Below are 26588 nucleotides of genomic sequence, written 5' to 3'. Positions count from 1 at the left end.
CAATGGCATCTTTGAATTCCTGTGAGTAACGTGGCCTTTTAGTCATGTGCTGATTTCCTTTTTAGTCTTGGGATAATTATACAGTGGACGATGCATAAAATCTGTCCATTTTATCAGCATACGAGCAGGGAATTAAAGATTTTCAGTTCTGTATGATTCTTACTTAAATTACTATTCATGCTGACACTACACTTTTCACTATACTGTTGTTCTTCTTCATATGCAGGTGCTTTATTATGGTACCTATACAGATTAGAGTATACAACAAAGGAGTAATTTGATGGTAAACGTAGTACTTTTAGGCGGTAATGGTTACATCGGCCAGAATATCATAAATACATGGATGAAACAGGATTCAAATGTTAATTTTTATGTCTATTCACGTTCAAATAAAAACAGAAGTAACAATCCAAATATTAAGAGTTATGCAGTTGATGTAACTGATTTTTCTAATTTGAAAGCATTTCTGCCAAATAAAATCGACTATATTATTGACCTAGTAGGTCATCCAGAAAAAGAAAAAAATCAGCTAAAAAGAATCAATGAAGAACCCGCAAGAACCATGTTGGAGCTTGCTAATACTTACCATGTCAAAGGTATGGGTTTCATTCAGGGCAGCTTAGGGCCAAAGGCATTTCTTGAAGTTAAACAAAGAACTGCTGATATGTTAGTAAATAGCGGTATCCCAACGGCCATTGTGAATCCGACTTTAGTATATGGAAATGGTCGATCGGATGCTTTATCTAAGCTCGTTCCGTTATTTAAGTTCTTGGGGGCTTTTGCTGCCAAATTGCGACCGGTTCATGTCAGTGTGGTTGCAGAGGAAATGGTAATTAAGCTAAGAGATATAAAGTAAATGACAGAAAAGGCGCCCAAAGAATAATGAATGAAATTAGTCTTTGTTTGGGTGCTTTTTTGTTACTTGAGATTAAATAGTCTATCTACTTTACATAATATATATTATCGAAAGTAATATATATAATCTGATCACTTTAAAGTAATATATATAACCTGATCACTTCAAAGAAAAAAACAACTTCATTATTTTATTGCATTTGACACACCCCATCCCTGGCAAATAAAAAAACGCCTTAACGGCGTTTTTCTTTATTTTGATTCAGTGTCAGAAACGGGTTGATGCTTTAGTGGTTTTTTTGATAAATATGCAGTTACAACAATACTTGCCAGCATAATGAACTGAGGCAGGAATTGGATTACGTATCGGCTTCTACCACCTTCAAATAATAATAGATACATCAATGAACCTATTATTGATAATTTTAGCAAGAAAGCAATCGATTCACTTGATTTTGGTAAACGATATCTAATGATCAAAATTAATATTAATAGAATCCAAAGAACCTGTGTTACAAAGAAAAAGTCCTTTAAATGCTTTCCATCCGGATAAACCAACTGTTGTAGGTTGTTAGTTGCTGGCGCAGTTATAAAGTTACCTTCTTGCAACCAGCCAAAGCTTCCATCCGCAGTATTAAAAGTGTTTTTGGCAAGCAAGAATTGGACATAACCAACTGGCCCGTAGTCTTTCAAGGTTTTCTTGATACGCTCAGATGCTATTTCTTTCTTCTCATGTTGCGTAGGAGCTGCCATTGTTTGTAATGTTAAGCCCATATCGAAGCCACCATTCCCGCTCATTCCCATTGCAAGAAACATCAAAGGTGGCTTTCTCATACTGTGATCAACTTTGATATATTCTTGTTTATTTTGGTAGGAATCATATGTCTTTTTAATACCGATTCCCGAACCAAAAGCAAGCAACAAAATTAATACTGTATATAGCGGTTTGAATTTCTTGCTCTTAAAAATTGAATAGACGACTTCAGTTACAATAATTGCAATAACAAAAATAATGGCCGATGGCTTCAGTAAGTAAGCACTCGCTCCAAAAACCCCCAGTAACAAAGAACCAAGTAGTTTAACGAAAATATGATTACTTTTTTTAATCATAAAGTAACCAAGTAATGCCAAGCTTACTAATGGTAATACCAAGGTATCCGTGTAAGGAACAATAATATAAGGAAAGCAAGATAGAAGAATTAATGAAAGAATCCATGTGATATACATGTTTTTCTTACTTAAATATCGTGTCGTTAGGACGGTAATGAGAAAAGCAAAATCAGTGCTTACTAATGACAAAATATCAAATGAAAACCAACTTCCACCAAAATGATTTTTCCAAAAATATTCTTCAAAAAGAAGTGGTAAATTATTTGGATTATAACTGAAATAATCATTTGTTGAAGTACCGTTTAATGCTTGCGATACCACCCCACCAACATCAAAGCCAATTGCTGTTTTTGTTTTAAAAATGAATAGTAACTGCCATGCAATTACAAGCATCGATAATACTGACAGAACGACGAATTGATGTTTAATCAGTCCCTGCCCTACCTTCTTTAGCAAGGAATTCAGATAGTGAGACTTAAAATATGCGATTAGAACTAAAATGAAGACAATTATAATGATAAATAATTCAGGTGAAATCGCTGAGATATTTAAGTGATCAGACCTAATTGCACCAGTAAACGTCATAATCATCCAAACAAGGAATATAACGTTGACTGCTTTCTGTAAAAAATTGAATATAGAAGATTTTTTGCTACTTTTATTCATAGTAGTTAATATCTACCTTTCTTGTGACAACATTAAGGCCCTTTTAATAAACGGGCAACAGTACTTATTTTACCAAAAAGTAGCATCTTATTTTTTATAAATTCAAGGGTACAGAGCTGGAATTTTACTATTAAGCGGAATTTTTTTACATAAAAAAGAAGCGCATAGTTAAACTATCGCTCCCTTTCAATTTTAAATTATTATTGTAACTTTGCTACTTGCTTATTATAGCTACGAACTGTATCAAAGTTTGAGTCCTTTGAATCCGCGACACCATCCCATGAGTAGATGTTCTTCAAGACTTTTTTACCTTCGTCAGTCTTAGCGATCTTCTTCAAGGCGTCCTTGATCTTTTTATCGTCAGATGAGCTAATTCCCTTACGAACAGTTACGGTGTCGTTTGGAATACCACTTGTTGCATAAAGAATCTTTGTCTTATCGAAGACGTCTGGCTGATCCTTCTTGACAACGTTTCGAGCGTCACCAAAGACAAAGGCGGCATCCACATCACCGTTTAACACTGACATAACGGCTTGATCGTGACCCTTCACTTGAACAAGAGTTGATTCTTTAACGACGTTAATACCCTTTTTGTTTAATTCAACGGCTGGGTAAACGTAACCAGCGGCTGATGTAGGGCCTTGAACGGCAATCTTCTTACCCTTCAAGTCTTTAACTGAGTTAATTCCTGAGTTCTTACGTACAATAACAAATGAGCTGTAATTATCGACAAGCTTTCCAGTTGATTCACCCGTGTTATCTTGCTTGATACCATACCGGGTTGACTGTAAGAGTGCCTTGGCTCCGTATAGCTTGTGGGCTTGAACGTATGAATCTGGTGAAAGGAATGAGGCATCGACTTTCTTAGAACCAAGCGCTTCCACGACACTATTCCCACTCGTTCCAAGCGAAACGTGAACTGGAATGCCAAGTTCTTTACTTAGCAAAGTCTCCAATGGCTTGGCCTTCGCAACCAAAGTATCTGAGTTAATGGATGGAACAAATTGTAAGTTCAATTCCTTCAAATCCATCTTTGACGATTTCTTACTGGAGTCAGCGTCAGATTTTTTGCTATTTGATGTGATAGCAAAGAACCCTCCAACTGCGATAATCACTACCGCAACGGCAACAAGAATTTTTTTCATTTTTCTGTTTTTCTCCTAAAAATACGACAAGTAACTAAATCATTCGTATTTGAACAATAAAACGGATTTTTATTGTTCTATTGTTCGCTTACTTATTCATTATCTATTAGATTAAATGAATATTCAACGAAAATAAACGATAATATCATCGTTAAAAACGAACTTTATATTACATTACGGTTAAATTTTATTAAAACACGAATGTTTAAAGCGCTTGTTTTAAGGAAAATAAAAAGTCCTAAGTTAAATTAGGACTTTTTTCGTATCAATTTATTGTGGATGAACCAAGTCTTCTTGGACAAGACGCTCAGCAATTTCGACCGTGTTCCAAGCGGCACCCTTCAAGAGATTATCTGAAACAACCCACATGTTAAAGGCGCCGGCGTTTTCTTGATCCGGACGGATGCGGCCAACGTAGGTTTCGCGTGTTCCAACAGCATTCAATGGCTGAGGGTAAATTTGCTGTGATGGGTCGTCTTGAAGAACAATCCCCTCCCCTTCAGCAATCGCTGCGCGAATATCATCTGCAGTCACTTTCTTATCCTTGACTTGAACATAAACAGATTCACCGTGAGAAATAGGCACTGGAACGCGGACACAGGTGGCTGTTACCTTAAGGTCAGCGGCGTTCATGTCGTTTAGAAGAATCTTCTTTGTTTCGTGAATCATCTTCCATTCCTCGTGAGTATAACCTTCGTCTTCAAAGACGTCGATTTGAGGAAGTAAGTTGAAGGCCAATGGGTAGTGCTTCTTGTCACTGGCAGTTGGTAGGATTTCGGCGGACATTTCTTTGTCGTTAAGGTAGTCGCGACTTTCCTGTAAGAATTCATTCAAAGCTGACTGACCGGCACCTGAGGCGGCCTGATAAGTTGAAACGATGACCTGTTCGATTCCGAATTTTTCAAAGACAGGTTTCAATGCCACGACCATCTGAATGGTTGAGCAGTTTGGGTTGGCAATGATACCGTGGTGATTCTTCAACTGTTCTGGGTTTACTTCGGGAACAACCAATGGCACCTCTGGGTCCATTCGGAAGGCAGACGTGTTGTCGATGCAGACGGCACCGCGCTTAACGGCTTCAGGAAGCAGACGCTTTGAAACGGATCCACCCGCGGAGGCTAGGACAATGTCAACGCCTTCAAATGATTCGGGAGTTGCTTCTTCAATCGTGACTTCTTCCCCCTTAAAAGTCGCTTTCTTACCAGCTGATCGAGCAGAAGCCAACAATTTTACAGAAGCAACTGGAATTGTTGATTGTTCAAGCTGTTCAACCAAACGAGTTCCAACAGCACCAGTAGCACCTAGAATCGCAACATTATAAGTTCTCATTTTCTTATCTCCTTAATCATTTACAAAGACGCCATCGTTGATAGCCGTCTTAATTCGACGTAGGGCTTCCTTAATGTCAGTCATTGAGGCTGCATAAGATAAGCGTACGTATCCTTTACCACCGTTTCCAAAGGCAGAACCTGGAATGACCCCGACTTTTGCCATTCGAGCTAAACGAAGAGCAAATAGTTCATCATCGTTTTGGAAGGATTCAGGCGCTGGAACGAAGAGATAGAAAGCCCCTTCTGGATAGAGCGGACGCATGCCCATGGATGTTAATCCCTGATACAAAACGTTGCGACGTTCACGGTACTCCATACGCATTTGACTAATATCTTCGTCACCGTTCTTGAAGGCCTCCGCTGCTGCTGCCTGGTCGATGGCAGATGGACAGGTTACCATGAAGGCGTGTACCTTACGCAAACGTTGGATGAAATCAGCGGGAGCAGCTACGAATCCAATTCGCCAACCCGTCATTGCATAGGATTTTGAGACACCGGAGATGTAAATCGTTTGCTTTGGTAGATCACGGGCGATTGAATATGGCTTCTTGTCATAGGTTAAGTCGCTATAAATCTCATCAGAGATGACAAAAGTATGGTGCTTCTTGATGACTTTAGCCAAGGCATGGATTTCATCTTCAGAAAGTGTGCTGCCGGAAGGATTGTTTGGATAGCTTAAGAAGACGCCCTTGACACGAGAGTTATCAGATAAGACTTTTTCAAGGACCGTAGGTGAAAGCTTAAAGTCAGTCTCTGACGTATCAACATCGATGACTTCACCGCCAAGTAAATTGATAATTGGCTCGTAAAGCGCAAAGGCTGGCGTTGGAATGACAAACTGGTCACCGGGATTAATCAAAGTCTCCAAGATGGCGTAAATTGCTTCGGTAGCACCAACTGTGACGACAATTTCACTATGAGCTGAGTAGTCCAAGTGATGGTGTCGTTTCAGATAACCGGCAATGGCTTCCTGAAGTGCGGCAGTCCCTGCTTGAGCTGTATAGTGCGTTTGGTTTTGATTCAAAGCCTTAACTGCCGCTTCCTTAATGTGGTCTGGCGTATCAAAGTCAGGTTCACCAATCGTTAGTTTAATTAATCCTTCAATATCTGAAATCTGGTTATCAAAGGAACGAATTTTAGAGGCCTTAACCAAGTCAAGGCGCTGATTATAGCTATCTTCTAATTGTGGTAGTAGTTCCGGCATACTTGCTTCTTTCTGATTACATAACCTGCTCTAACCCAATGGTTAGTTTGTCTACTGTGTGTACTTTTTCAATGGCTAACTGAACGCCCTTCATGAAAGAAGAACGGTTAAAGCTGTCTTGGCGAATTGTAAGGGCTTCCCCTTCCCCACCAAAGAGCACTTGTTCGTGGGCAACATAGCCTGGAAGGCGAACTGCGTGAATACGGATACCGTCTAAATCAGCGCCACGAACACCAGGCATTGTTTCCTTTGAATCCCCTTGTTCATGTGCTTGACGGACTTTATCAATTCGCTTAGCCGTCATCAAAGCAGTTCCGGAAGGCGCGTCCTTCTTGTCTTCGTGGTGCATTTCAATCACTTCAACGTCTGAGAAGTACTGAGCCGCTTCTTCTGAAAACTTCATCAGCAAGACCGCCGACAAAGAGAAGTTTGGCACGATTAGGCCCCCGACTTTTTTAGCGGATGAAAGGTCCATTAATTCGGCTTCCTGCTGATCAGTAAGACCAGTTGTGCCGATGACGGGCTGATAGCCGTGTTCAATAGCAAATTTCGTGTTTTCAAAAACGGCCGTTGGCGTTGTAAAGTCAAGCCAAACATCCGCGTCAACGTCGATCTTCTCTAAATGATTGAAGACCTGTGCATCAGCCGCGACACCTGCTTGCTTCGCATTGTCAGCGTTAGCACTTGGTGAATAAACCGCAACAACTTCCATGTTGTCTTGCTCATTAATCATTTGAAGTGCTTGTTGGCCCATGGCGCCACGGAAACCGGCAATAATAACTTTAATCAATGGTAATCTCCTTTTACTGGATTGCTTGTGCGAGTGCGTCCATTTCTTCGTCGTTTAGTGGAAGAATTGGTAGTCGGCAGCCCCCGACTTTGTAACCTTCGGCATCCAACAGGGCCTTAACTGGCGCTGGGGATGGATACATGAACAAGGCGCTCATCTTGGGTGTCAACCAACGTTGCAATACACCGGCTTCCTGATAGTTTCCAGCATACAAAGCATCATACATCGAACGCATCTGTGGACCGTATAAGTGAGAAGCAACTGAAATGACTCCATTGGCACCGACTACTCGAGCAAAAAGTGCCTGAGCATCTTCACCGGAATAAACGGCGAAATCATGTTCCGTGTGGTCAACTAAGTATTCCAAGTCCTCCATGCTAGTACACTGTTTAACACCAACAATGTTTTGGTTCTTTGACAAAGCAACCACGGTGTCGTTACTCATTGTCACACCAGTACGGCCGGGAATGTTATAAATCACAACAGGCAATCCACCTTCTTCAGCAACGGCTTCAAAGTGGGCCACCATGCGTCGTTGGTCAGGCTTGTTATAGTAAGGAACTACGACTAAGGCAGCATCGATACCGTCGATTTGGCTCACTTCCTTGGTAAAGGCGATTGTTTCTGCCGTGTTATTTGAACCAGTACCAGCAATAACGGGTACTCGTCCAGCAACGATTTCAGCAAAGCGCTTATAGAGGGCCAACTTTTCGTCATGCGTCAACGTTGGCGTTTCGCCAGTTGTTCCACCGATGACAAAGCCACGGTGTCCTTCGTTGATGTAGCGCTCCGTTAGGACTTTTAATGTATCAAAGTCAATCTCATTATTTTCGTCAAAAGGCGTAATAATGGCAGTCATCAAATCAGCGTTTTCAAATAACATAAACTCAAGCCTCCTGTTGCATACGGTATTCTAAGAAATCAACAATGGCTTTCACACCAGGTTCCAAAGCATTTTCGCTTGGACTCAATTCGGATGAATGGAGGGGATGGCTATCCTCTACTCCCAACCAGAACATTGTTCCAGGAATCTTTGAAAGCAAGTAACCAAAGTCCTCCCCCGTCATGGCAGGTTCGGTTAACTTGAACTGGTCGCCATGATTTTCTTCCATATAATCGATGAAGTTCTTTGTTAACTCCGGATTGTTCTCAACTGGTAAGTAACCCCCCTGTTCAAAGGTTGGTACAACCTCACAGTTGAAGGAACGAGCAATTCCCTCAGCGACATCTTTAATTCGAGCAACCAATTCTTCAATCATTGATTGCTCGAGACCACGAATGGTTCCTTCTAAGTGAGCCTGACCAGTAATCACGTTTCGGATGGTTCCTGCTTCGAATTTACCAAAGGTAATCACACCTGAACGGACTGGGTCAATGCTACGAGATACAATGGTTTGAATCTGTCCAATAAAGGCAGAGGCTGCAACGACCATGTCGTTCGCGTTGTGTGGGAAAGCCGCGTGTCCGCTAGTACCAATGAAGTCAACGTCAACTTCTGTTGATCCAGCAAAGAGCGTGCCCATTCGGCAGCCAATCGTACCGGCTGGCAAATCCGGTGAATCGTGCAAACCGTAGAATTCATCAGGCCGCCAATCACCTTCAAAGACACCCATTTCATAAGCTAAGAGGCCACCACACTTTTCTTCTTCAGCAGGTTGGAAGAAGAAAATCATGTTATCTTTTGGCTGGTGTTCTGAGAAGTAGTTAATGACCGCTAAGGCCACCGTCATGTGCATATCGTGACCGCAGGCATGCATGACACCCTCGTGTTTTGAAGAAAATGGCAACCCTGTTTCTTCAGTAACAGGCAGTGCATCAATATCAGCACGATAACCAATCGTCTTGGTTGGGTTTGACCCTTCAACTCGAACCAGAATGGCTGTTGGCAACTTTGGTAACTCGCGAACCGTCAGAAATTCCTGGTTAAATTGAGCGATTTCCTTCATTAAATAGTCGTGTGTTTGAAATTCCTCGAGCGCGAGCTCAGGAATCTGGTGCAAGTCACGCCGAATTTGAATTAAATCTTCTTGTGTCAGCATCTTCATCACAGCTTTCTTAAATCATCTTCCAAAGTCGTCTTCGACTCCGTCTTTGCGTCAACGTCCTTGACTTTACGGGCAGGATTTCCAGCGACTACAGTGTAAGGTTCAACATCCTTAGTCACAATGGCGCCAGCAGCAACAACCGCCCCCTTACCAACACGTACACCTTCGATAACAACTGCGTTAGCACCAACCAAAACGTTGTCTTCAATTACAACCGGTTGTGCGGATGCTGGTTCAATGACTCCGGCCAAAACTGCACCGGCTCCGATGTGGGAATGTTCTCCAACAACGGCGCGTCCACCCATTACCACTCCCATATCGATCATGGAGTTAGCACCAATTTCACAACCAATGTTAATCACGGCCCCCATCATGATTACGGCATTGTCACCAATGGTGACTTGATCACGAATTACCGTTCCTGGTTCGATACGGGCGTTCACCTTCTTCAAATCCAACAATGGCACCGCTGAGTTACGGGCGTTATTTTCAATTTCAGAATCCTTTACACCTGCTTGGGCAATAACTTCTTGAATGGCTGACCAGTCACCAAAAATGGTAGCAACTTGATCATCGCCGAAGACTTTAACACCTTCAGGATAAGTAACCTGGGCTAAATCTCCCTTGATATAGGCCTTCGTTGGTGTCTTCTTTTGGGCTGAACCAATGTATTGAATGATTTCTTTTGCGGACATCTTTTCCATGTTTTTGTACCTTTTCTTCTATATTAATAGTCTTTTTGTTAACTTCTTGTTAGTTATTTGTTTCTTTTTAATTACTTGAACCATCGAGATTGAAATCAAGTGCTTCCAAATCTTCGATTCGCTCACGACGGGTGACCAATGTTGCTTTCCCGTTTTCCGCAAAGACAATCGCTGGTTTTGGATTCAAGTTGTAGTTCGAAGCCATTGAGTAACCGTAAGCTCCAGTGTTTAGGACAGCCAAGATATCGCCAGGCTTTGTTGCTGGCAAAGCTTGTTCTTGGATCAAGATGTCACCTGACTCACAGAACTTTCCGGCAACGTGAACCGTTTCAACAGTTTCAGCGGCTGGGTCGTTGGCCAAAACCGCTTCATACTTCGCATCGTAGAGGGCTGGACGAATATTATCGCCCATGCCACCGTCAACTGCAAGATAGGAACGGATACCAGGCACGTCTTTACGAGACCCGATGGTGTAAAGGCTGTAGCCAGCAGGTCCTACAATGGAACGTCCTGGTTCAATCCAAATGGCTGGTGTCGCAATGCCAAGTTTCTTAGTGCGAGCCTTGATGGTCTGGATGATGGTGTTAACAAAGTCCTGTGGTGCCAATGGGCGATCATCGGAGGTGTAACGAATACCGAATCCACCACCTACGTTTAAGACTTTTGTCTGATAACCGTACTTCTTTTCCCAACTAGCGGCTAAGTCAACGAGCTTTTCACCCTCTCCTTCAAAACCAGCTAGTTCAAAAATCTGTGAACCAATGTGAGCGTGTACCCCAAGCATGTTCATCCGTTCTTCTTTCAGAACTTCTTGAAGTGCTTCTTCCGCTTGACCAGACTCAAGATCAAAGCCGAACTTACTATCGACCTGACCGGTTTGAATATATTCGTGGGTGTGGGCTGAAATACCTGGTGTGATTCGTAAGATGACATCAACGTGCTGATCTGTCTCTTCCAAAATTTGACTTAATAAACGAATCTCATGGAAGTTGTCCAAGGCGATAACGCCAATACCGGATGTCACTGCTAAACGTAATTCTTCGGCTGATTTGTTATTTCCATGAAAAGTCATACGCGAAGCCGGGAAGCCAGCGTGCATGGCCATTTTCATTTCTCCCTCGGACACCACATCAATGTGGCAGTCCATTTGGTTGACTAATTGATACATGGCTGTGTTAGCAAAGGCCTTACTTGCATAGCAGACGGCGTAGTCCACATCGTTTTGAGTGAAGACTTCTTGGAATCGTTCAATTTGATTCCGAATTGCTGCAGTATCGTAAACCAGTACAGGCGTACCGAATTCATTTGCTAATTCAACGGCATCGCAGCCGCCAATCATCAAATGTCCGGCTGAATTAATTTGATTGCTTTCAATTTGCTCGTTCATTTTTTAATCTCCCTTAAGTTGGCATAAAAAAAACTCCTGTACGAAGTGGTTTACACTTCATACAAGAGAATCCAATGGTTCATAAAAAATTAACTGGTTTCAATTGTCGAAAGCGCACCACGATTTTACTCGTGACAGTCCATCGCCTATTAAACGATGTCCCAGCTTACTTTAGCCTGTGCTACTAAAGCGCTTCGGCAACCGTGCCTTTCAACTAGCGTCATCGTTCACACAGGAACTCGACTAATTTACTCATCGTGGTCGCAACCTCTTCGATGTCTAAATATTAAAACAGTTTTTAGAATCCGTCAACCCTTTTTATTAAAATATTTTTAATTTTATTTCTTCATCTATTGGCTCAAAAAAAGATTACTTTCGACAAGTAGTCCCTCTTGTTTCTTAAAAAAGTGCTGATACAATGCAATCAGATTATAAAAAGCCTAGAGGAGAATGAGAATATGGCAAAAGTTGTTAAGTTTGGCGGATCGTCACTAGCTAACGGCGAACAGTACGAAAAGGTTGTTAACATCGTGTTAGCGGACCCTGACCGTCGTTTTGTAGTGGTTTCTGCTCCAGGAAAGCGTTTTGACATTGATACCAAAGTCACCGATTTACTCATACAGTATGCCAAGAGTGAACCAGGTAGTGCTGATTTCTTAGCAGTCCAAAAAGAATTGATTTCCCGCTATCAAAACATTGCGGAATACTTTAAAATTTCAGAAAAGGACTTCGCTAAGATTGCCAATATTATTTCAAATCTTTCAAGTAGTTTTTCTGGTGATATTGACTATCGTTTAGCTTATTTTAAAGCGCATGGTGAACACCTAAATGCCATTTTAATGGCTATGGTTTTGAACCAATTAGGACACAAAGCTCGCTTTGCGGGACCAGCAGAACTCGGCCTCCTTGTTGAAGGCCATCCTGACGCAGCATCAGTCCTTGAAGAAAGCTATACCAATTTGAATAAATTCGACTATTCTGACGATGAAATTATTGTTGTCCCTGGTTTTTATGGCATGACAAAAAACGGGCAAATGGCAACTTTCGCCCGTGGGGGATCAGATATTACTGGTTCGATTGTCGCTCGTGGACTCGGAATCAAATTATACGAAAACTTTACCGATGTATCAGCGGTTTATGTGGCAAACCCCCACATCATCGATGAACCAGTTTCCATTAAGCAGATGACCTACCGTGAGATGCGGGAACTATCATATTCCGGCTTCTCCGTTTTCAATGATGAAGCCATCATTCCAGCAATTCAAGGTCAAGTGACCATCAACGTGAAGAACACTAACCGGCCAGAAGACCCAGGAACTTTAATTGTTCCTGAAAAGGACTTTGAAGCGGAGTACCCAATTACGGGTGTAACCAATTCTGATCACTTCTCTGCCCTATACTTACACCGTTACTTGCTAAACCAAGAAGTTGGAATGACTCTGAAACTTCTACAGATTTTCTACAAGTACGATATCTCTTATGAGCACATGCCTTCTGGTATTGATGATTTGACTGTGATTTTTGACAACCGCCAGCTGAACGAAGAAATGATTGAACGGCTTTGTGCCGATATTAAAGACGCTTTAAATCCCGACGTCATGCAATGGATTGACGACTATACCATTATTATGATTGTTGGGGAAGGAATGTTTAAAAAGCCAACGATTATTACCGACGCGATTGCCTCTCTAACTAATAACGGTGTGCCAATTAACATGATTAACCAGGGAGCATCTCAAATCTCAACCATGCTTGGAACAAAACGCGCCTACGGTAAAAAAGCGGTATCCTTAATTTACCAACACTTCTTTAACCAAAACAAAGAGGAGGCCTAAAATGGTCGATTTAATTCATGTCCACGGTTCCCATAACCATTTCTATATCCTTGATCAAACCGAACTGAATACACCACTAGTGCATGATGAATTGGTTGCTTTAGCTCAGAAATTCTGTCAAAAGAATGCTTTTTGGCCGGGTGCTGACGGCATTCTAGTCGTTGATGAACCAACTCATTCAGGTCCAGTCGGTAAGATGACCGTTGTCAACGCCGATGGTAGTATTGCTTCGATGTGTGGGAATGGCTTACGAACAGTAACTCGCTATCTGTCTGAGAAGACTGGTCAAAAAGAGTTCACTGTCGAAACGGCAGAAGCCGATTTACGGGTTGCCCAGGCAGCAGATTTCGCTAAAGGCGTACCTGCCTTTTCAGTTGAAATCTCCCCTGTCCTCTTTAACAAAGAAGCCTTTCCCTTTGATAACCTAGGGTTTGATAACATTGTGAATGAAAAACTTCCAGCAATTAATGATCACCTATCATTTACAGCAATTGCTGTGCCGAACCCTCACTTGATTTCCTTTGTTGACAGTGACCAGGATTTAAAGGAAACACTTGGTGAAATTGGCCAGCGATTGAACGGTAAGAACCAATACTTCCCAGATGGCGTGAACGTTAACTTCGCTAAGATATTAGGGCCAAACAAGCTCTTTGTCCGTACCTTCGAACGCGGTGTTGGCTTTACTAACGCTTGTGGAACGGGGATGTCCGCCACTTCCTTCGCCTTTGCTTTGATTCATCCAGAAATGATTGATCTCAGCCAATCAATTTCTGTCTTCAACCCCGGTGGCATGGTGAAGACGAATGTCCATCCTAATGCCGAGCATCCTTGGATTGAATTAATCGGGAATGCGACTTTCTTAGATAAAGTCTCCTTAGATGAATCTGATTTGCATCAAGCTAAGTTGGAAGAATCAAATTTCACAATTACTAAAACGAATGAAGAAACGGCCTATCAGGCCTTTGTAGAGTCGCTTTAAAAAAGAGTGGATTAGTCTTGAAAACAACTATTTGGAAGAATATTTTTGTCGTGTTATAGTAACCGTATAAAGAAGCCAAAAAGAGGTTCTCACTTCTTTTCAAACTGTCGTCAGTCAGCGACGGTTTTTTTTATGAAAACTGTTACCACAAAAAAACGTGCTCTCAAATTGAGAACATGTTTTTCTTATACAGATTTTTTAATTTCGTACTTGGCCATCACCAAATACTTCATACTTAATCGTTGTTAGTGCGGGCAAGCCCATGGGGCCACGGGCGTGCAACTTCTGTGTGGAGATCCCAATTTCAGCTCCAAAGCCAAATTCGAAACCATCCGTGAAACGTGAGGAAACGTTTTGGTAAACGACAGCGGCATCTACCTGGTTCATGAAGTTCGCCACGTGTTCCTTGTTTTCTGAAAGAATCGTTTCTGAGTGGTGGGTCGTATGTTCATTAATCCAATCAATAGCTTGGTCCACGTTTCGGACAATTTTAATCGCCATAATCAGATCGTTATATTCCATATCCCAGTCTTCATCACTGGCTTTATTGATACGAGAATCGATACTTTGTGAAATATCATCACCGCGTAATTCGACTCCTTTTTCAATAAGAGCCGAGGCAACTGCTGGCAAAAAGTCCGCCGCAATGGCTTCGTGAATTAACAGCTTTTCAGCCGAATTGCAGACAGCTGGTTTTGACGTTTTCGCGTTCACGATAACCTGAATTGCTTCATCAAATTTAGCAGAATCGTCCACAAAGATGTGCGTGTTACCGGCACCAGTTTCAATAACCGGAACCGTCGCATTTTTTACAACAAAATCGATAAAACTTCTAGAACCGCGCGGAATAAGTACGTCAACGTACTTTCTCATTCCCAATAGCTCGTTTACACTCTCATGAGAAGTGTCTTCAATCAGCTGAACGATGTTTGGGTTCAAGCCCTTTTCTTCTAGGACGGTACGAAGAACTTTCGCTAAGGCAACGTTCGTTCGAATCGCCTCTTTCCCGCCACGAAGAATAACGGCATTTCCAGATTTAATGGAAAGCGCTGCAGCATCAACGGTGACGTTTGGTCGTGCCTCGTAGACCATGGCCACAACACCCAAAGGCACTGTTTTTTTCACAATGTCAAAGCCACTTTGATGCTGCCATTTTTCATAAGGGCCAGCCAATGGGTCTGGTAAAGTCGCAACAGCAGACAACGAAGTTGCAATACCCTGCAAGACAGCGCTATCCACTGTCAAACGATTCCGCATTGGTGCAGACAAACCTTCTGCATGGGCCAAATCGGCCTGATTAGCCTCAATAATAGCTTCTTCGTTTTCAGTTAAAGCCGTGGCCATCGCCTTTAAAACATCATTACGCCGATTATCACTTAAAGAAGCAATTTGCTGGCTAGCGACTTTGGCCAAAGCACCCATTTGTTCAACAACTGTCATCACATTTCTCCTTCAAAGTGCGTACCAACTTCATCTCCTGCAATGACAGAAAGGATGTTGTCGGGATTATTCCCATTCACCAAAGCCATTCGATGGCCCTGCTTCATCATGTACTCTGCTGCAGCCAACTTGGTAGTCATGCCGCCGGTACCAAGACCAGAAGTTGAACCAGTGGCGGCTTGGCGAATTTCATCGGTGATTTCAGCAACGTAGTGCATCGCCTTCGCGTTCGGGTCCAGATTAGGATTGGCCGTATAAAGAGCATCCACGTCCGACAAAATAATCAAATCAGCATCAATTTCATCAGCGACTAAGGCTGCTAAATGGTCATTATCACCAAATGAATGTTGGTGATCCAGCTCATCAACGGCAATCACGTCGTTTTCGTTAATGATTGGGATGACCTTATTGTCGAAGAGCTGTTGGATTGCCTGCTTGGTATTGGCTAGCATACCTGGATTTTCAAAGACATCATAGGTCAAAAGAACTTGTCCCACCGTCTGCTTATAAAAAGCAAAGGACTGGTTGTAGATGGACATCAGATAACCCTGGCCAATGGCAGCCAAGGCTTGCTGCTCTGGAATCTCTTTCGGACGTGTGGCGAGTCCCATTTGGTCAATGGCGACACCGATGGCGCCAGACGTGACAAAGAGTACTTCACGCCCTTCATTTTGCAAGGAAGTTAGCACCTGTGCCAAACGGTTAATCACCGGGTAATTCACTTTTCCATTCTTATCTACAATGGTACTCGTCCCGACTTTTACAACAATTCGTTGCCATTTTGCCATTTTATTTTCCTCAGCGTTTTTTATTTTATTATAGCAGTAAAAAGGCTTCTGGCTAGGCTTTTATAATACAAAAAAAGCAGGAAATTCCTGCTTTTTGATTTAAAAATTTATTCGATTCCTAAGCGCTTGTAAACTTGGTCGATTCGACGAAGGTGATAACGATAATCGAAGGCGTCATCTAACTCCTCTTTCGTCAAATACTGGCCAATTTTGTCTGATTCATGGACCAACTTTTCAAAGGATAATCCTTCATCCCAAGCGCGAGCAGTTAGTGGCTGCACCATGTCGTAAGCAGCCTCTCGACTCAAGCCCTGATCAATTAACTTTAACAAAACGCGTTGGCTGTAAATCAAACCACCCGTGTGGTTCATATTTGCCTTCATGCGTTCTGGATAGACTTCTAACTTCCGCAAGATGTTTGTAAAACGCTTGAGCATGTAATCCAAAAGACTGGTTGCATCAGGGAAGAGAATTCGCTCAACAGAAGAATGTGAGATGTCACGTTCGTGCCAAAGTGCGATGTCTTCATATGATGGAATCACGTATCCGCGAAGCACACGTGACAAGCCACAGATGTTTTCACAACCAATCGGGTTTCGCTTGTGAGGCATGGCAGAAGAACCCTTTTGCTTCTTATCAAAGAATTCTTGGACCTCTCGAATCTCAGTTCGTTGGAGTGAACGAATCTCAGTCGCAAAACTTTCCAAAGAAGAACCAATCAAGGTAATGGTCGCCATGTAATTAGCATGTAAATCACGTGGCAAAACTTGACTTGTAATTGGCTGCACACCTAATCCTAATTTGTGGCAAACATATTCTTCCACTTCGGGCGAGATGTTTGCAAAAGTCCCCACAGCCCCAGAGATTTGGCCCACTTCAACAGCAGCTGATGCCTCATCAAAGCGTTTCATTTGACGTGTGATTTCATCATACCAACGGGCCAATTTGAAGCCCCAAGACGTTGGTTCAGCGTGTACCCCGTGTGTACGCCCAATCATGACAGTTTCTTTATACTGAAGGGCTTGTTCTTTCAATAACTCATGTAAATTCTTCAGGTCCTCTTTAATGATGCTGTTGGCCTGCTTTAGTCGCAGCCCATTCGCCGTATCCACAACATCCGTACTCGTTACACCGTAGTGAATCCACTTCTTTTCAGAGCCCAAAGTTTCCGACACCGCACGTGTAAAGGCCACCACATCATGATGGGTCTGTGTTTCAATCTCTTGAATACGGTTAACATCAAAGTCGGCATGCTCTTGGATGTTCTTTAAGTCCTCGGCAGGAATCAATCCTTGCTTCGCCCAGGCTTCATCAATGGCAATTTCAACATCTAGCCAAGTGCGATACTGGTTTTCCATCGACCAGATTTGGCGCATTTCGGCTTTTGCATAACGTGGCAACATAAAAAGTGTCCTCTATTTTTCTTCGAATAATGTCATTTTAGCACAAAAAACGAACAATAGTTTTGATATTTGCTACAAAAATGAGAATAATAGTCCTTTTTAAATATTTAAACACGAACAATGGACTAAAATAGACCTTGTATTTTCGTAAACACTTCGATATTATTAATTTTGGTCATAAAAAGCGACCGGAAAAAAGGAGCAAGTTACATGCCAGCAACAGTTATTGTCGGAAGTCAGTGGGGCGATGAAGGAAAAGGTAAAATTACCGACTTCTTAAGCCAAAAGGCCGATTACGTCGTCCGTTATTCAGGTGGCGACAACGCCGGTCATACCCTGGTTCTTGGGGATGAAAAGATTCACCTTCAACTTATTCCATCCGGAATTCTTCTACCAAATGTCACCAACGTGATTGGAAACGGTGTCGTCTTAAATCCCGAAACGCTCTTTAATGAAATTGCCTATTTAAAAGAGCATGGCGTGACTGTCAATAACTTAAAGATCTCAGACCGTGCCCAGGTGATTATGCCCTACCACCGTTTGTTAGACCACTTGCAAGAAGAACGAAAGGCTCACCAGCTTGGTACTACTCAAAAAGGTATCGGCCCAGCCTACATGGACAAAGTCGAGCGAATTGGTATTCGAGTATGCGACTTAGTTGATCCTGAGACTTTCAAAGAAGCTCTAAAAAACACATTAGACTTAAAGAATGAATTAATAACAAAGTTATACGGCGCTGAAGCGCTTGACTTTGACGATATTTATGAAGAGTACGTCGAATTCGGACAACGAATGAAGGAAATGGTAACCGATTCTTCCTACCTCATTAACCATGCCCTTGATCAGGGTAAGAAGGTTCTTTTCGAAGGTGCTCAGGGTTCAATGCTTGATATTGACCAGGGAACCTACCCCTTCGTTACCTCTTCTAACCCAATTGCCGGTGGTGCAACCGTTGGTTCAGGAATCGGTCCTAAGCGAATTAACGAAGTAGTCGGTGTTGCCAAAGTCTATACTTCTCGCGTTGGTGAAGGTCCCTTCCCAACTGAGTTGGAAAACGAAATTGGCGCTCACATCCGTGAAGTTGCCCATGAATACGGTGTGGTTACGAAGCGTCCCCGTCGTATCGGCTGGCTGGATACTGTCGTTCTACGACACGCCGTCCGTATTTCCGGTATGACACAGCTTTCATTGAACTGTCTGGACGTCCTAACTGGAATCGATACGATTAAAATCGCTACTGCCTATCGTTTAGATGGCAAAGTTATTGATCACTATCCAGCTAACAACCGCGATGTTGCCCGCTGCGAGCCAATCTACGAAGAGATGCCCGGTTGGACGGAAGACATTACCAAGGTTCAATCAATTGACGAGTTACCAGAAAACGCTCGTCACTACCTTGAGAAGGTTTCCGAACTTGTTGGTATTCCTCTCCACACCTTTGCGGTTGGTCCAGAACGTGAAGCAACGCATATCCTAACTAAAATTTGGTAAACAAAAGCACTCATGGAGTGCTTTTTTTATACCCTAATGTCAGAAAAGTTCCCGAAATTTAATTGGTATAGCTAAAAATGTCGTAAAGTACTATTTATATTAGAAATCGTCATTTGAAAGGAAATACTACAATGAGTTCAGGAGATATAGCTTTCGTCCTAGTTTCATCACTCTTAGTCTGGTTAATGACCCCAGGCTTAGCACTGTTCTACGCAGGTGTTGCAGAAGAGAAAAATCGTTTCTACACATTGCGCCTTGGATTAATTGTAATTGGTCTAGTCAGTGTTCTCTGGTTGGCCCTCGGATACTCGTTTGCCTTCCCAGGTACAAACAACTTAAACGATATTTTCAAGCATCTCTTCTTAAACGGTGTTTCGTTAGATCATACAACTCGTGCTTTAACGATTCCGGATGCAGGCTTCGCCTTCTTCCAAGGAACCTTTGCCATCATCACGGTGATGATTATTACCGGATCGATTGTTGGACGTATGAAAACAACTGCCCTCCTAGCATTCTTAAGCTTCTGGTTGGTGCTTGTCTACGCGCCACTTGCTCACATGGTTTGGGATAACGGATTCATTGCCCAACTTGGTGCGATTGACTTTGCCGGTGGTACGGTCGTTCACATTTCTTCTGGTGTAACAGGATTGACACTAGCTCTCGTACTCGGTGCCCGCCACAAGATGGTGACACCAAAGAGTAAAGATTCCTTCACTTTTGTCGGTGGTCTTCTTCTCTGGCTCGGTTGGTTCGGATTTAACGGTGGTTCTGCCTTGTCAGCCAACGGGCAAGCCATTTCAGCCATCATTAACACAGGTGTTGCTTCTGCAACAGCCATGCTGGTTTACGCTTACATCGCCTACCGTAAGAACAAAGTCGTCACAGTATCAGACCTCTTTAACGGTTCTCTAGCCGGACTCGTTGTTATCACCCCAGCTGCCGGATTCGTAGCCCCATGGGCTTCTCTAATCTTTGGAATTCTTGTTGCCCCTGTTATTCACTGGTCACTCACCACTTTGAAAGCAAAGTGCGGATACGATGACACATTGGATGCATTCGGTATCCACGGTGTCGGTGGAATTCTCGGCGCTCTTCTTACCGGGGTATTTGCTAGTAAAGAATTCGGATCAACTGCTGCTGGATTAATTCAAGGTAGTTGGTCTTTGCTTGGCGAACAGGCAATGGCTGTCCTAATTACAATTATCTTTACCGCCCTCGTTTCATACATCATTGCCAAAGTATTGGCCTTCTTCTTTAGTGGAACACTTCGTGTGGATGAAGCAACTGAAGAAAAAGGATTAAACTAATCAATAAGTATATTTAAAAAGAGCTAACCAATTTAGGTTAGCTCTTTTTTATTTAACAGTATCAGCACATCGGTTAATAAAGTCTTTCCGCTTTCTTTCACTACTCTTTTTGGTATTCATATTCCCCATTACCAGTACTTTTTTAACTTTAATACCGGTAAAACCAAGGACAAGGCGCTTCCAACGGTAGACTACTGAACCGAATAATGATTTCGTAAACCAAGCGGGTCCACGGCTCGTGATAAACAAATCCGCCGTCTTCCCCTTTAATAGCTGGTCAATCTTAGTTGGTGACTGGTAGTGATAGGCGAAACCGGGTGTCAAAGTCCGGTCTAGAAAGCCCTTTAAAAGAGCAGGTTCTGCTCCCCACCAAACTGGAAAGAAGAAGGCCAAGTGGTCAGATTCCTTAATTAGCTTTTGGAAACGATTTGAAACTGACTCGTCTGCCATGTGCTGGCGATATCCAAAGGCCAGATTAGGGTTAAAGTCAGTATCTGATAGATCAATCACTGTCACTTCGTGTCCTGCTGCCTTCGCGCTTTCGATATAGTTCATCGCATTTACATGCGTAAAGGATTCGCTATCCGGATGACCCTGAATTACTAACAACTTCATGAATTTTTCTCCCCTACACCCTGTCTTGATTTGTTTTTATTATATCAAAAAAGGCAGCGCCCAAGCGCTACCTCAAAGTGTTTTAAAAGAATAACCTAATCAAGACAATGGCAAGAATAACTTGGCAGAGCCCAACGACGAAGCCGAAGGACAAGAACTTTGCCCCAGACTTCTTAATGACTGTCCACTTTAAATTCAATCCGATGGCGGCCAAGTTGACCACGCCAAAGAAGGAAGAAATTCCGTGCGCTACGTTGTGAATAGCGCTTGGTAGCGTAGCCAGTGAGTTGATAACAAGCAAGATGATAAAGGCGATGATGTACCAAGGAAGTAACTTGTTCTTGGCCTTCTTTTCGTCTTCTACCACTTCTTCTGCTGAAGCCTTCTTCGCAATGGTGGCAAAAGAGATGACAACAACCACTAGCATCATGACACGGAGCAACTTGAAGAGTGTCGCGTAAGTGACAACCTTTGGGTTAATCAAAGAAGCCGTTCCAACAACTTGTCCAACTGATTGAACCGTTCCACCAACCAAGGCACCAGTTAAGAAATCATGGCTACCAAATAGGACGTGGCTTAAGGCTGGTAAAGTCAAAAGCAAAAGCATTCCCGTCAAAGACACCGTGGCAACCGCCGTACGACGATCATCATCCTTGGCGTTTATCGCTGGGGCGACACCGGCAATGGCGGATGAACCACAGACGGCGTTCCCAGCAGCCATCAGCATTGTTTCTGATAGTGATACCTTGAAGACATAGCGTCCCAACAAGAAAACCGTTCCAATCACCAAGGCCATGTTCACGATAATGAACAAAACACCCTGGTAGCCCAACTTGGCAATTGTTTCGAAGGTCAAAGTCGACCCAAGAAGTGCAATTCCAATTTCAATTGGGTACTTTTCGGACCACTTCACACCAGAAGCATAGCTTGCCGATGTTAACAAAGTATTACCGAGGATGATTCCCAAAATCATGGCAATTCCTTCTGCACCGAGCTGCGGTAAAAAGCGGGCAAAGAACTGGGACAAAGCGGAAAGAATCAGTACGAGAATAATTCCTCTCACCTGTTCTTTTTTGATTTTCATAGTCTTCTCTTCCTTACAATTTTTTGATAAAAGCAACGGATTTCATTAAACACCTAAGTCAGAATGATTTCAAGTGAATTTAATAATTTACTAAGTTTATGTGGCACCAACTTTCTCCTGATTACCAGCTGCTATAATATAAGCATTCGTGATATCTTTTGGAGGACTTTTATTTCATGCAAACCCTAATTTTTGACTTAGACGATACGCTACTCGATTTTAAAGGTGGCGAAGTAGCTGATATTAAAGAACTCGTTCAAAAACATGCACAGCTTTCAGGGGATGCGCTCGAAGAGGCGCTTAGCACCTACCAAGCCATCAACAGCAATCTCTGGTACCAATACGAGATGAAAACCATTGAACGCGATACCATTTTTAAGGAACGTTTCCCAAAGACTTTGGCAGAACTAAAGCTAGCAGACCAAGTGGATGCGAAGCAAATGGAAGCAGACTACGCCTACCTTCGTGATCACAACTATCGCATGTTGGATGGCGCAAAAGAATTATTACAAAATCTGCACGGTCGTTATCGTATTCTTGCCGGTACTAACGGCCAGGAAGAAACACAGCTACGTCGTTTAAAGGAAACCGGGCTCATGCCCTACTTCGACCAAATCTTTACATCCGAAGGGCTAGGCGTGGCCAAGCCCGACGCTCTCTTCTTTGAAAAGATCTTTGCTAGTCGTCCTGACGTCGATAAGGAAAATACGATTATGATTGGGGATGGGCTCTACTCCGACATGCTCGGTGGTCAAAACGCTGGAATTGAAACAATCTGGCTAAACTTAACGCAAAAAGAACTCCCAGAAAGCATTCACCCCAACCGAATTGCCCACTCGCTCCAAGAACTATCAGAAATGTTTTAATGAAAAAGCCCCTTAGCCACTTTTGGCTAGGGGGTTATTTTTTAGTATAGTTTTTGAATCGCTGACTCGCCCTTTTCAAAGGCAATAACCTGCTGATTCATACGCTGGTTATGGACCGCTTCCACAATCATCTGTGCAACGTCCGCTCTTGATACCGATTTTGTTGGCATCTCCTGGTCATCTAACAACTTGAATTTACCGCTAGCTGGTTCATCAGAAAGCGTTGTTGGTCGCAGAATGGTGTAGTTCAACCCGGAACCCTGCAAAATCATATCCGCGTAGTGCTTCATCATAAAGTAGGTATAGATACCGGACTTCTCCCAAATAACACGGTTATCGGCACCGGCTGCTGAAACCATGATGAACTTCTCGATACCAACACGCTTCGAGGCTTCCATGGCTTTGACTGCTCCGTCCAAATCAATGGCTGCCGTTCGCTCGGCACCACCTTTACCACCAGCACCCGCGCTAAAGACAACTTGTTGAATATCATATTTTCTCATAACCGCAGCCATTTCAGTAGACGACATGTTGAGATCAAATAAGATGGGCGTTAAGCCGTCTTGCACAGCTAGTGTGTCAAACTGCTTTTCTTCTCGGTATCCAGCGTAAACATGGTCACCTGTTGATACGAGGCCCTGTACTGCTAGCTGTCCGACTTTTCCGTGCGCACCAATCACTAATACATTTACCATGTGAACCTCCGTTTACTTGTACTTTATAAAATTACCGTTAGGTTTTCTATTATAAAAGAAGACACTTTCTTTTGCAAAGTCTCACTTCGCCCCACATAAAAAGGACGTTTTCACGTCCTTTGTTCTTTATTTAGATAAAACTGTCTTCTGCTTAATGGTTAAATCGTTTGAAAAGTCATATAGAATTGGCTGACCATTTGGAATTTCAATCTTAGTCACTTCTTCTGGCGTCAACCCTTCAATCAACTTGGTTAAAGCACGAATAGAAGTACCATGGGCCACCACTAAGACGTCCTTTCCCCGCTTTAAGTCAGCAAGGATGCCCCTTTCAAAAATAGGCTTTACCCTCGCTTCCGTCGTCTGAATATTTTCACTCTTTGGTAACAAACCATATGGCACTTCGGCGTAACGGTGGTCAAAGGATGGGTAAACTTGACCATCAATGGTCACTTTTTTTGACAAGAAAGGTGCTGCCGGTGGCAAAACTGAGTAAGAACGGCGCCAAGTTTGCACTTGTTCTTTACCGTACTTAGCGCGCATCACATCCTTGTTTTCCCCCTGCAAAATGCCGTAGTGACGTTCGTTCAAGCGCCAGCTTTTCACCTGAGGAACATAAGCCTGTCCAAGTTCTTCCAACACCCGGTTTACCGTCATAATCGTACGCGACAAAACAGAAGAATAGGCCCTTGCAAAGTGCAATTCCTGATCTTGCAGCAGGCGTCCCGCTTCGCGTGCCTGCTCTTTTCCAGTTTTTGAAAGTTGCGTATCAATCCAACCGTTAAAGCGGTTTGCTTGATTCCATTCACTTTGACCGTGACGTATTAAGACAAGTGTTGGCATATGTAACTCCTTTTTTGATTGTGACCTATTTTACACTTTCTGCTATAGCATAATCAAGGACTAATGACTTTTCAAAATAAAAAAGGCGCCGAAGCGTCTTTTTTTATAATCGATTTTTACAATGTCACACCATATTCATCAAAGAACTCTGGCAAAGTCTTGAGTGATTGACCATCGTATGAGTCCAAGAAATCACGAACGGACTTTGGTTGCTCAACATCGAAGTTTGCGTTGTACTTAGGACTGACTGTTTCAACGAACTTACCGTTTTCTTGGTGAAGCTGCAAGGCTTCGACAGGCAAGGCACGAGCAGGTGTCACCTTCACATCGATTAAGAATGGACGGCCTTCCCTAGTTACTTGAAGGGCCTGGTCGAAGGCACGTGGCAAGTCAGCTGCTTCCGTTACTTGAACGGCTTCTACGCCCATTCCTTCAGCAATCTTTGCGAAGTTCTGGTCTTCCAAATCAATACCTGAACGGTGCATTGGCAAGTCATCTTGCTCAGACTTAATGAATTCAAGCACCTTGTTTGAGGTAATAACGTTAATAATTGGCAAGTGGTATTTACGTTCCGTAATCAAATCTTGCATAATCATGGAGAAGGCACCATCCCCCGCCACTTGGATAGCTTGACGGTTTGGGAAGGACAGCTTAGCAGCTAGAGCACCAGGCAATCCGGTTCCCATAGAAGCAAAGAGTGCTGAAATAACCATCTTTTGGCGCTTACCAACATGCAAGTGTCGGAAGGCGTTAATGATATTATCCCCGACATCAATTGAGAAGATGGCATCGTCTTCAGCGATTCGGTTGACCTGCTGGTAGACGAAGGCGGGCTTGATTGGGTTCACAGCCCCATCTTCCTGCTTCTTCATGTAGTCACGCCAGTTCAAATTATCGGCAATCGCTGCTTTCATGAATGGACGCTCTTCGACTTGATCCGCTTTGGTCAAGACAGCCTTTACAAACTCGGTTGCATCCGACCAAATACCCAAGTCAAGATTGTGGTGACGGCCTAATTCAACACGGTCGTTATCAATCTGAATAAACTTCATTGGGTGCGTTTGATAAATGACGTCAGCGAATGGGAAGTCCGCACCGACGGCAATCAACAAATCCGCTGAAGCCATGATTTCATCGGCTGCCTTATGGGCGGCACGGTTCGACATGCCGAGGTTACCTTCGTAACTCTCATCGACATAACCCTTGGCCAATCCAGTCATAACAATTGGAATTTGTAATTTCTTAGAGAGGTCGATGATGGCATCCCCACCATCCTTAATACCACGTCCAACGTGTAGGACAGGACGCTTTGCCTGAGAGACAAGGCGTAAGAACTCTTTGACCTCTTGGTCCGTTGGCTGCACCTTAGGGGCGACTTTATCGTCACTGGCACTGTGTGAACCGTATGGAAGGTCTGGAATTTGTTCGAAACCTAAGTCATTTGGGATAATAACAACGGCCACGCCCTTATTCTTATAGGCCTGGCGAATAGCCTGGTCCACAACGTGTGGCAAACTCTCTGCCGTCATGATGGTACGGCAGTAGACAGACACATCTTCAAAAATTGGATCTTCATTGAACTCTTGGAAGAAGTTCGTATTCATTACCGAGGTACCGGCCTGCCCAACCAAGGCCAAAACTGGCGCGTGGTCCTCACGGGCATCGTACAAACCAGTCAATAAGTTGGTAGCACCTGGGCCAGCTGAGGCAAAGGCCACACCAATCTTACCCGTCAATTTCGCATCGGCGGCTGCCGCAAAGGCACCGACCTGCTCGTGACGAATCTGAATGTACTTCAATCGATCTTTTTCCTCGGTTAGAGCGGACAAAGTGGAGTTGAATGATCCACCGGGATAACCATATACGTGGTCAACACCCCATCCTTCAATAACCTTTAACATTGCGACGCTTGCTGCTACAGTATTCTCTGACATAAGACATCTCCTGTTCTTTGCTTACCCCCAGTATAGTCTTATTATTTCATATATGTAAACTATTTAGAAAAAGT

Annotated in this window: 23 protein-coding genes and 1 riboswitch; of the genes, 6 read left to right on the top strand and 17 right to left on the bottom strand. The window is 43.1% G+C overall.

All coding sequences use genetic code 11. The features are described from left to right. The first annotated feature begins 280 nt into the window (after window positions 1-280). Window positions 281-856 (top strand): NAD-dependent epimerase/dehydratase family protein, encoded by a 576-nt coding sequence (locus H7198_RS04455; protein ID WP_274458582.1) that lies wholly within the window; start codon window positions 281-283, stop codon window positions 854-856. A gap of 251 nt (window positions 857-1107) precedes the next feature. Here the strand turns inward: H7198_RS04455 and H7198_RS04450 are convergent, their stop codons facing one another. The 9 genes from H7198_RS04450 to lysA all read right to left on the bottom strand — a co-directional run bounded on the left by H7198_RS04450 (window position 1108) and on the right by lysA (window position 11237). Next, entirely contained in the window at window positions 1108-2631 is a 1524-nt protein-coding gene (locus H7198_RS04450) for a hypothetical protein (RefSeq protein WP_274458581.1), read from the bottom strand. A 200-nt stretch (window positions 2632-2831) separates the two neighbouring features. Next, a complete protein-coding gene (locus tag H7198_RS04445) occupies window positions 2832-3776 on the bottom strand; it encodes a phosphate/phosphite/phosphonate ABC transporter substrate-binding protein (RefSeq protein WP_274458580.1) in 945 nt (314 codons plus the stop codon). A 270-nt stretch (window positions 3777-4046) separates the two neighbouring features. Next, complete coding sequence (locus tag H7198_RS04440; protein ID WP_274458579.1) at window positions 4047-5105, bottom strand: aspartate-semialdehyde dehydrogenase; 1059 nt, start codon at window positions 5103-5105, stop codon at window positions 4047-4049. Between the two features lie 12 nt (window positions 5106-5117). After that, entirely contained in the window at window positions 5118-6311 is a 1194-nt protein-coding gene (locus H7198_RS04435; RefSeq protein WP_274458578.1) for an aminotransferase class I/II-fold pyridoxal phosphate-dependent enzyme, read from the bottom strand. A gap of 16 nt (window positions 6312-6327) precedes the next feature. Next, window positions 6328-7101, bottom strand: a complete 774-nt coding sequence (gene dapB, locus H7198_RS04430; protein ID WP_274458577.1) for a 4-hydroxy-tetrahydrodipicolinate reductase — start codon at window positions 7099-7101, stop codon at window positions 6328-6330. Between the two features lie 13 nt (window positions 7102-7114). Then, complete coding sequence (gene dapA / locus H7198_RS04425) at window positions 7115-7984, bottom strand: 4-hydroxy-tetrahydrodipicolinate synthase (protein WP_274458576.1); 870 nt, start codon at window positions 7982-7984, stop codon at window positions 7115-7117. A gap of 4 nt (window positions 7985-7988) precedes the next feature. Next, complete coding sequence (locus H7198_RS04420; RefSeq protein WP_274458575.1) at window positions 7989-9146, bottom strand: N-acetyldiaminopimelate deacetylase; 1158 nt, start codon at window positions 9144-9146, stop codon at window positions 7989-7991. Then, window positions 9146-9850: a 2,3,4,5-tetrahydropyridine-2,6-dicarboxylate N-acetyltransferase gene (gene dapD, locus H7198_RS04415; RefSeq protein WP_274458574.1), complete on the bottom strand. Its 705-nt coding sequence runs from the start codon at window positions 9848-9850 to the stop codon at window positions 9146-9148. The genes H7198_RS04420 and dapD overlap by 1 nt, the downstream gene beginning before the upstream one ends. Window positions 9851-9917: 67 nt before the next feature. Continuing rightward, window positions 9918-11237: a diaminopimelate decarboxylase gene (lysA, locus tag H7198_RS04410; protein WP_274458573.1), complete on the bottom strand. Its 1320-nt coding sequence runs from the start codon at window positions 11235-11237 to the stop codon at window positions 9918-9920. A 101-nt stretch (window positions 11238-11338) separates the two neighbouring features. After that, a riboswitch (Lysine riboswitch) is annotated at window positions 11339-11518 on the bottom strand. 177 nt (window positions 11519-11695) lie between these two features. Between lysA and H7198_RS04405 the strand changes: the two genes are divergently transcribed. Then, window positions 11696-13072 (top strand): aspartate kinase, encoded by a 1377-nt coding sequence (locus H7198_RS04405; RefSeq protein WP_274458572.1) that lies wholly within the window; start codon window positions 11696-11698, stop codon window positions 13070-13072. A gap of 1 nt (window position 13073) precedes the next feature. Continuing rightward, window positions 13074-14051 (top strand): diaminopimelate epimerase, encoded by a 978-nt coding sequence (gene dapF / locus H7198_RS04400; protein ID WP_274458571.1) that lies wholly within the window; start codon window positions 13074-13076, stop codon window positions 14049-14051. A gap of 198 nt (window positions 14052-14249) precedes the next feature. Here dapF and H7198_RS04395 read toward each other — a convergent pair whose 3' ends face one another. The 3 genes from H7198_RS04395 to purB form a co-directional block, all read right to left on the bottom strand. Beyond that, window positions 14250-15491: a glutamate-5-semialdehyde dehydrogenase gene (locus H7198_RS04395; protein WP_274458570.1), complete on the bottom strand. Its 1242-nt coding sequence runs from the start codon at window positions 15489-15491 to the stop codon at window positions 14250-14252. After that, complete coding sequence (gene proB / locus H7198_RS04390) at window positions 15491-16279, bottom strand: glutamate 5-kinase (RefSeq protein ID WP_274458569.1); 789 nt, start codon at window positions 16277-16279, stop codon at window positions 15491-15493. Before proB ends, H7198_RS04395 begins: the two co-directional genes overlap by 1 nt. 107 nt (window positions 16280-16386) lie before the next feature. Further along, a complete protein-coding gene (gene purB, locus H7198_RS04385) occupies window positions 16387-17682 on the bottom strand; it encodes an adenylosuccinate lyase (protein ID WP_274458568.1) in 1296 nt (431 codons plus the stop codon). Window positions 17683-17892: 210 nt separating this feature from the next. On the opposite strand from purB, the gene H7198_RS04380 reads away from it, so the two are divergent. After that, the gene (locus H7198_RS04380) at window positions 17893-19173 is read left to right on the top strand and encodes an adenylosuccinate synthase (RefSeq protein ID WP_274458567.1); all 1281 of its coding nucleotides are present in this window, start codon (window positions 17893-17895) and stop codon (window positions 19171-19173) included. A gap of 131 nt (window positions 19174-19304) precedes the next feature. Continuing rightward, window positions 19305-20480, top strand: a complete 1176-nt coding sequence (locus H7198_RS04375) for an ammonium transporter (protein WP_274458566.1) — start codon at window positions 19305-19307, stop codon at window positions 20478-20480. A 48-nt stretch (window positions 20481-20528) separates the two neighbouring features. Here the strand turns inward: H7198_RS04375 and H7198_RS04370 are convergent, their stop codons facing one another. Further along, complete coding sequence (locus H7198_RS04370; RefSeq protein WP_274458565.1) at window positions 20529-21095, bottom strand: NAD(P)H-dependent oxidoreductase; 567 nt, start codon at window positions 21093-21095, stop codon at window positions 20529-20531. A gap of 82 nt (window positions 21096-21177) precedes the next feature. Then, window positions 21178-22179: a YeiH family protein gene (locus tag H7198_RS04365; protein ID WP_274458564.1), complete on the bottom strand. Its 1002-nt coding sequence runs from the start codon at window positions 22177-22179 to the stop codon at window positions 21178-21180. 176 nt (window positions 22180-22355) lie between these two features. On the opposite strand from H7198_RS04365, the gene H7198_RS04360 reads away from it, so the two are divergent. Next, on the top strand, window positions 22356-23045 hold the full coding sequence (locus H7198_RS04360) for a YjjG family noncanonical pyrimidine nucleotidase (RefSeq protein WP_274458563.1): 690 nt from the start codon (window positions 22356-22358) through the stop codon (window positions 23043-23045). A 41-nt stretch (window positions 23046-23086) separates the two neighbouring features. Here the strand turns inward: H7198_RS04360 and H7198_RS04355 are convergent, their stop codons facing one another. From H7198_RS04355 to spxB, 3 genes are all read right to left on the bottom strand, one after another. Further along, window positions 23087-23740 carry an NAD(P)-binding oxidoreductase gene (locus H7198_RS04355; protein WP_274458562.1) on the bottom strand — a complete coding sequence of 218 codons (654 nt, stop codon included), beginning with the start codon at window positions 23738-23740 and terminating at the stop codon, window positions 23087-23089. Window positions 23741-23866: 126 nt separating this feature from the next. Then, a complete protein-coding gene (locus H7198_RS04350) occupies window positions 23867-24580 on the bottom strand; it encodes a 2,3-bisphosphoglycerate-dependent phosphoglycerate mutase (protein ID WP_274458561.1) in 714 nt (237 codons plus the stop codon). 116 nt (window positions 24581-24696) lie between these two features. Continuing rightward, complete coding sequence (gene spxB / locus H7198_RS04345; protein WP_274458560.1) at window positions 24697-26514, bottom strand: pyruvate oxidase; 1818 nt, start codon at window positions 26512-26514, stop codon at window positions 24697-24699. Window positions 26515-26588: the final 74 nt, after the last annotated feature.

Source organism: Fructobacillus sp. CRL 2054 (assembly GCF_028764065.1).
GTDB lineage: Bacteria > Bacillota > Bacilli > Lactobacillales > Lactobacillaceae > Fructobacillus.
The sequence above is the reverse complement of the archived record's forward strand: the minus strand, read 5'-3'. Positions and strand labels throughout refer to the sequence as shown.

What these genes read in the sequence shown, in the direction of transcription:
- lysA (WP_274458573.1), bottom strand. Translation starts at nt 11,237, where the DNA reads ATGAACGAGCAAATTGAAAGCAATCAAATTAATTCAGCCGGACATTTG.
- H7198_RS04455 (WP_274458582.1), top strand. Translation starts at nt 281, where the DNA reads ATGGTAAACGTAGTACTTTTAGGCGGTAATGGTTACATCGGCCAGAAT.
- spxB (WP_274458560.1), bottom strand. Translation starts at nt 26,514, where the DNA reads ATGTCAGAGAATACTGTAGCAGCAAGCGTCGCAATGTTAAAGGTTATT.
- H7198_RS04375 (WP_274458566.1), top strand. Translation starts at nt 19,305, where the DNA reads ATGAGTTCAGGAGATATAGCTTTCGTCCTAGTTTCATCACTCTTAGTC.
- H7198_RS04420 (WP_274458575.1), bottom strand. Translation starts at nt 9,146, where the DNA reads ATGAAGATGCTGACACAAGAAGATTTAATTCAAATTCGGCGTGACTTG.
- H7198_RS04365 (WP_274458564.1), bottom strand. Translation starts at nt 22,179, where the DNA reads ATGAAAATCAAAAAAGAACAGGTGAGAGGAATTATTCTCGTACTGATT.
- dapA (WP_274458576.1), bottom strand. Translation starts at nt 7,984, where the DNA reads ATGTTATTTGAAAACGCTGATTTGATGACTGCCATTATTACGCCTTTT.
- proB (WP_274458569.1), bottom strand. Translation starts at nt 16,279, where the DNA reads ATGGCAAAATGGCAACGAATTGTTGTAAAAGTCGGGACGAGTACCATT.
- H7198_RS04435 (WP_274458578.1), bottom strand. Translation starts at nt 6,311, where the DNA reads ATGCCGGAACTACTACCACAATTAGAAGATAGCTATAATCAGCGCCTT.
- H7198_RS04380 (WP_274458567.1), top strand. Translation starts at nt 17,893, where the DNA reads ATGCCAGCAACAGTTATTGTCGGAAGTCAGTGGGGCGATGAAGGAAAA.
- dapF (WP_274458571.1), top strand. Translation starts at nt 13,074, where the DNA reads ATGGTCGATTTAATTCATGTCCACGGTTCCCATAACCATTTCTATATC.
- H7198_RS04355 (WP_274458562.1), bottom strand. Translation starts at nt 23,740, where the DNA reads ATGGTAAATGTATTAGTGATTGGTGCGCACGGAAAAGTCGGACAGCTA.
- H7198_RS04395 (WP_274458570.1), bottom strand. Translation starts at nt 15,491, where the DNA reads ATGACAGTTGTTGAACAAATGGGTGCTTTGGCCAAAGTCGCTAGCCAG.
- dapD (WP_274458574.1), bottom strand. Translation starts at nt 9,850, where the DNA reads ATGGAAAAGATGTCCGCAAAAGAAATCATTCAATACATTGGTTCAGCC.
- H7198_RS04360 (WP_274458563.1), top strand. Translation starts at nt 22,356, where the DNA reads ATGCAAACCCTAATTTTTGACTTAGACGATACGCTACTCGATTTTAAA.
- H7198_RS04450 (WP_274458581.1), bottom strand. Translation starts at nt 2,631, where the DNA reads ATGAATAAAAGTAGCAAAAAATCTTCTATATTCAATTTTTTACAGAAA.
- H7198_RS04370 (WP_274458565.1), bottom strand. Translation starts at nt 21,095, where the DNA reads ATGAAGTTGTTAGTAATTCAGGGTCATCCGGATAGCGAATCCTTTACG.
- H7198_RS04445 (WP_274458580.1), bottom strand. Translation starts at nt 3,776, where the DNA reads ATGAAAAAAATTCTTGTTGCCGTTGCGGTAGTGATTATCGCAGTTGGA.
- H7198_RS04350 (WP_274458561.1), bottom strand. Translation starts at nt 24,580, where the DNA reads ATGCCAACACTTGTCTTAATACGTCACGGTCAAAGTGAATGGAATCAA.
- purB (WP_274458568.1), bottom strand. Translation starts at nt 17,682, where the DNA reads ATGTTGCCACGTTATGCAAAAGCCGAAATGCGCCAAATCTGGTCGATG.
- H7198_RS04405 (WP_274458572.1), top strand. Translation starts at nt 11,696, where the DNA reads ATGGCAAAAGTTGTTAAGTTTGGCGGATCGTCACTAGCTAACGGCGAA.
- H7198_RS04440 (WP_274458579.1), bottom strand. Translation starts at nt 5,105, where the DNA reads ATGAGAACTTATAATGTTGCGATTCTAGGTGCTACTGGTGCTGTTGGA.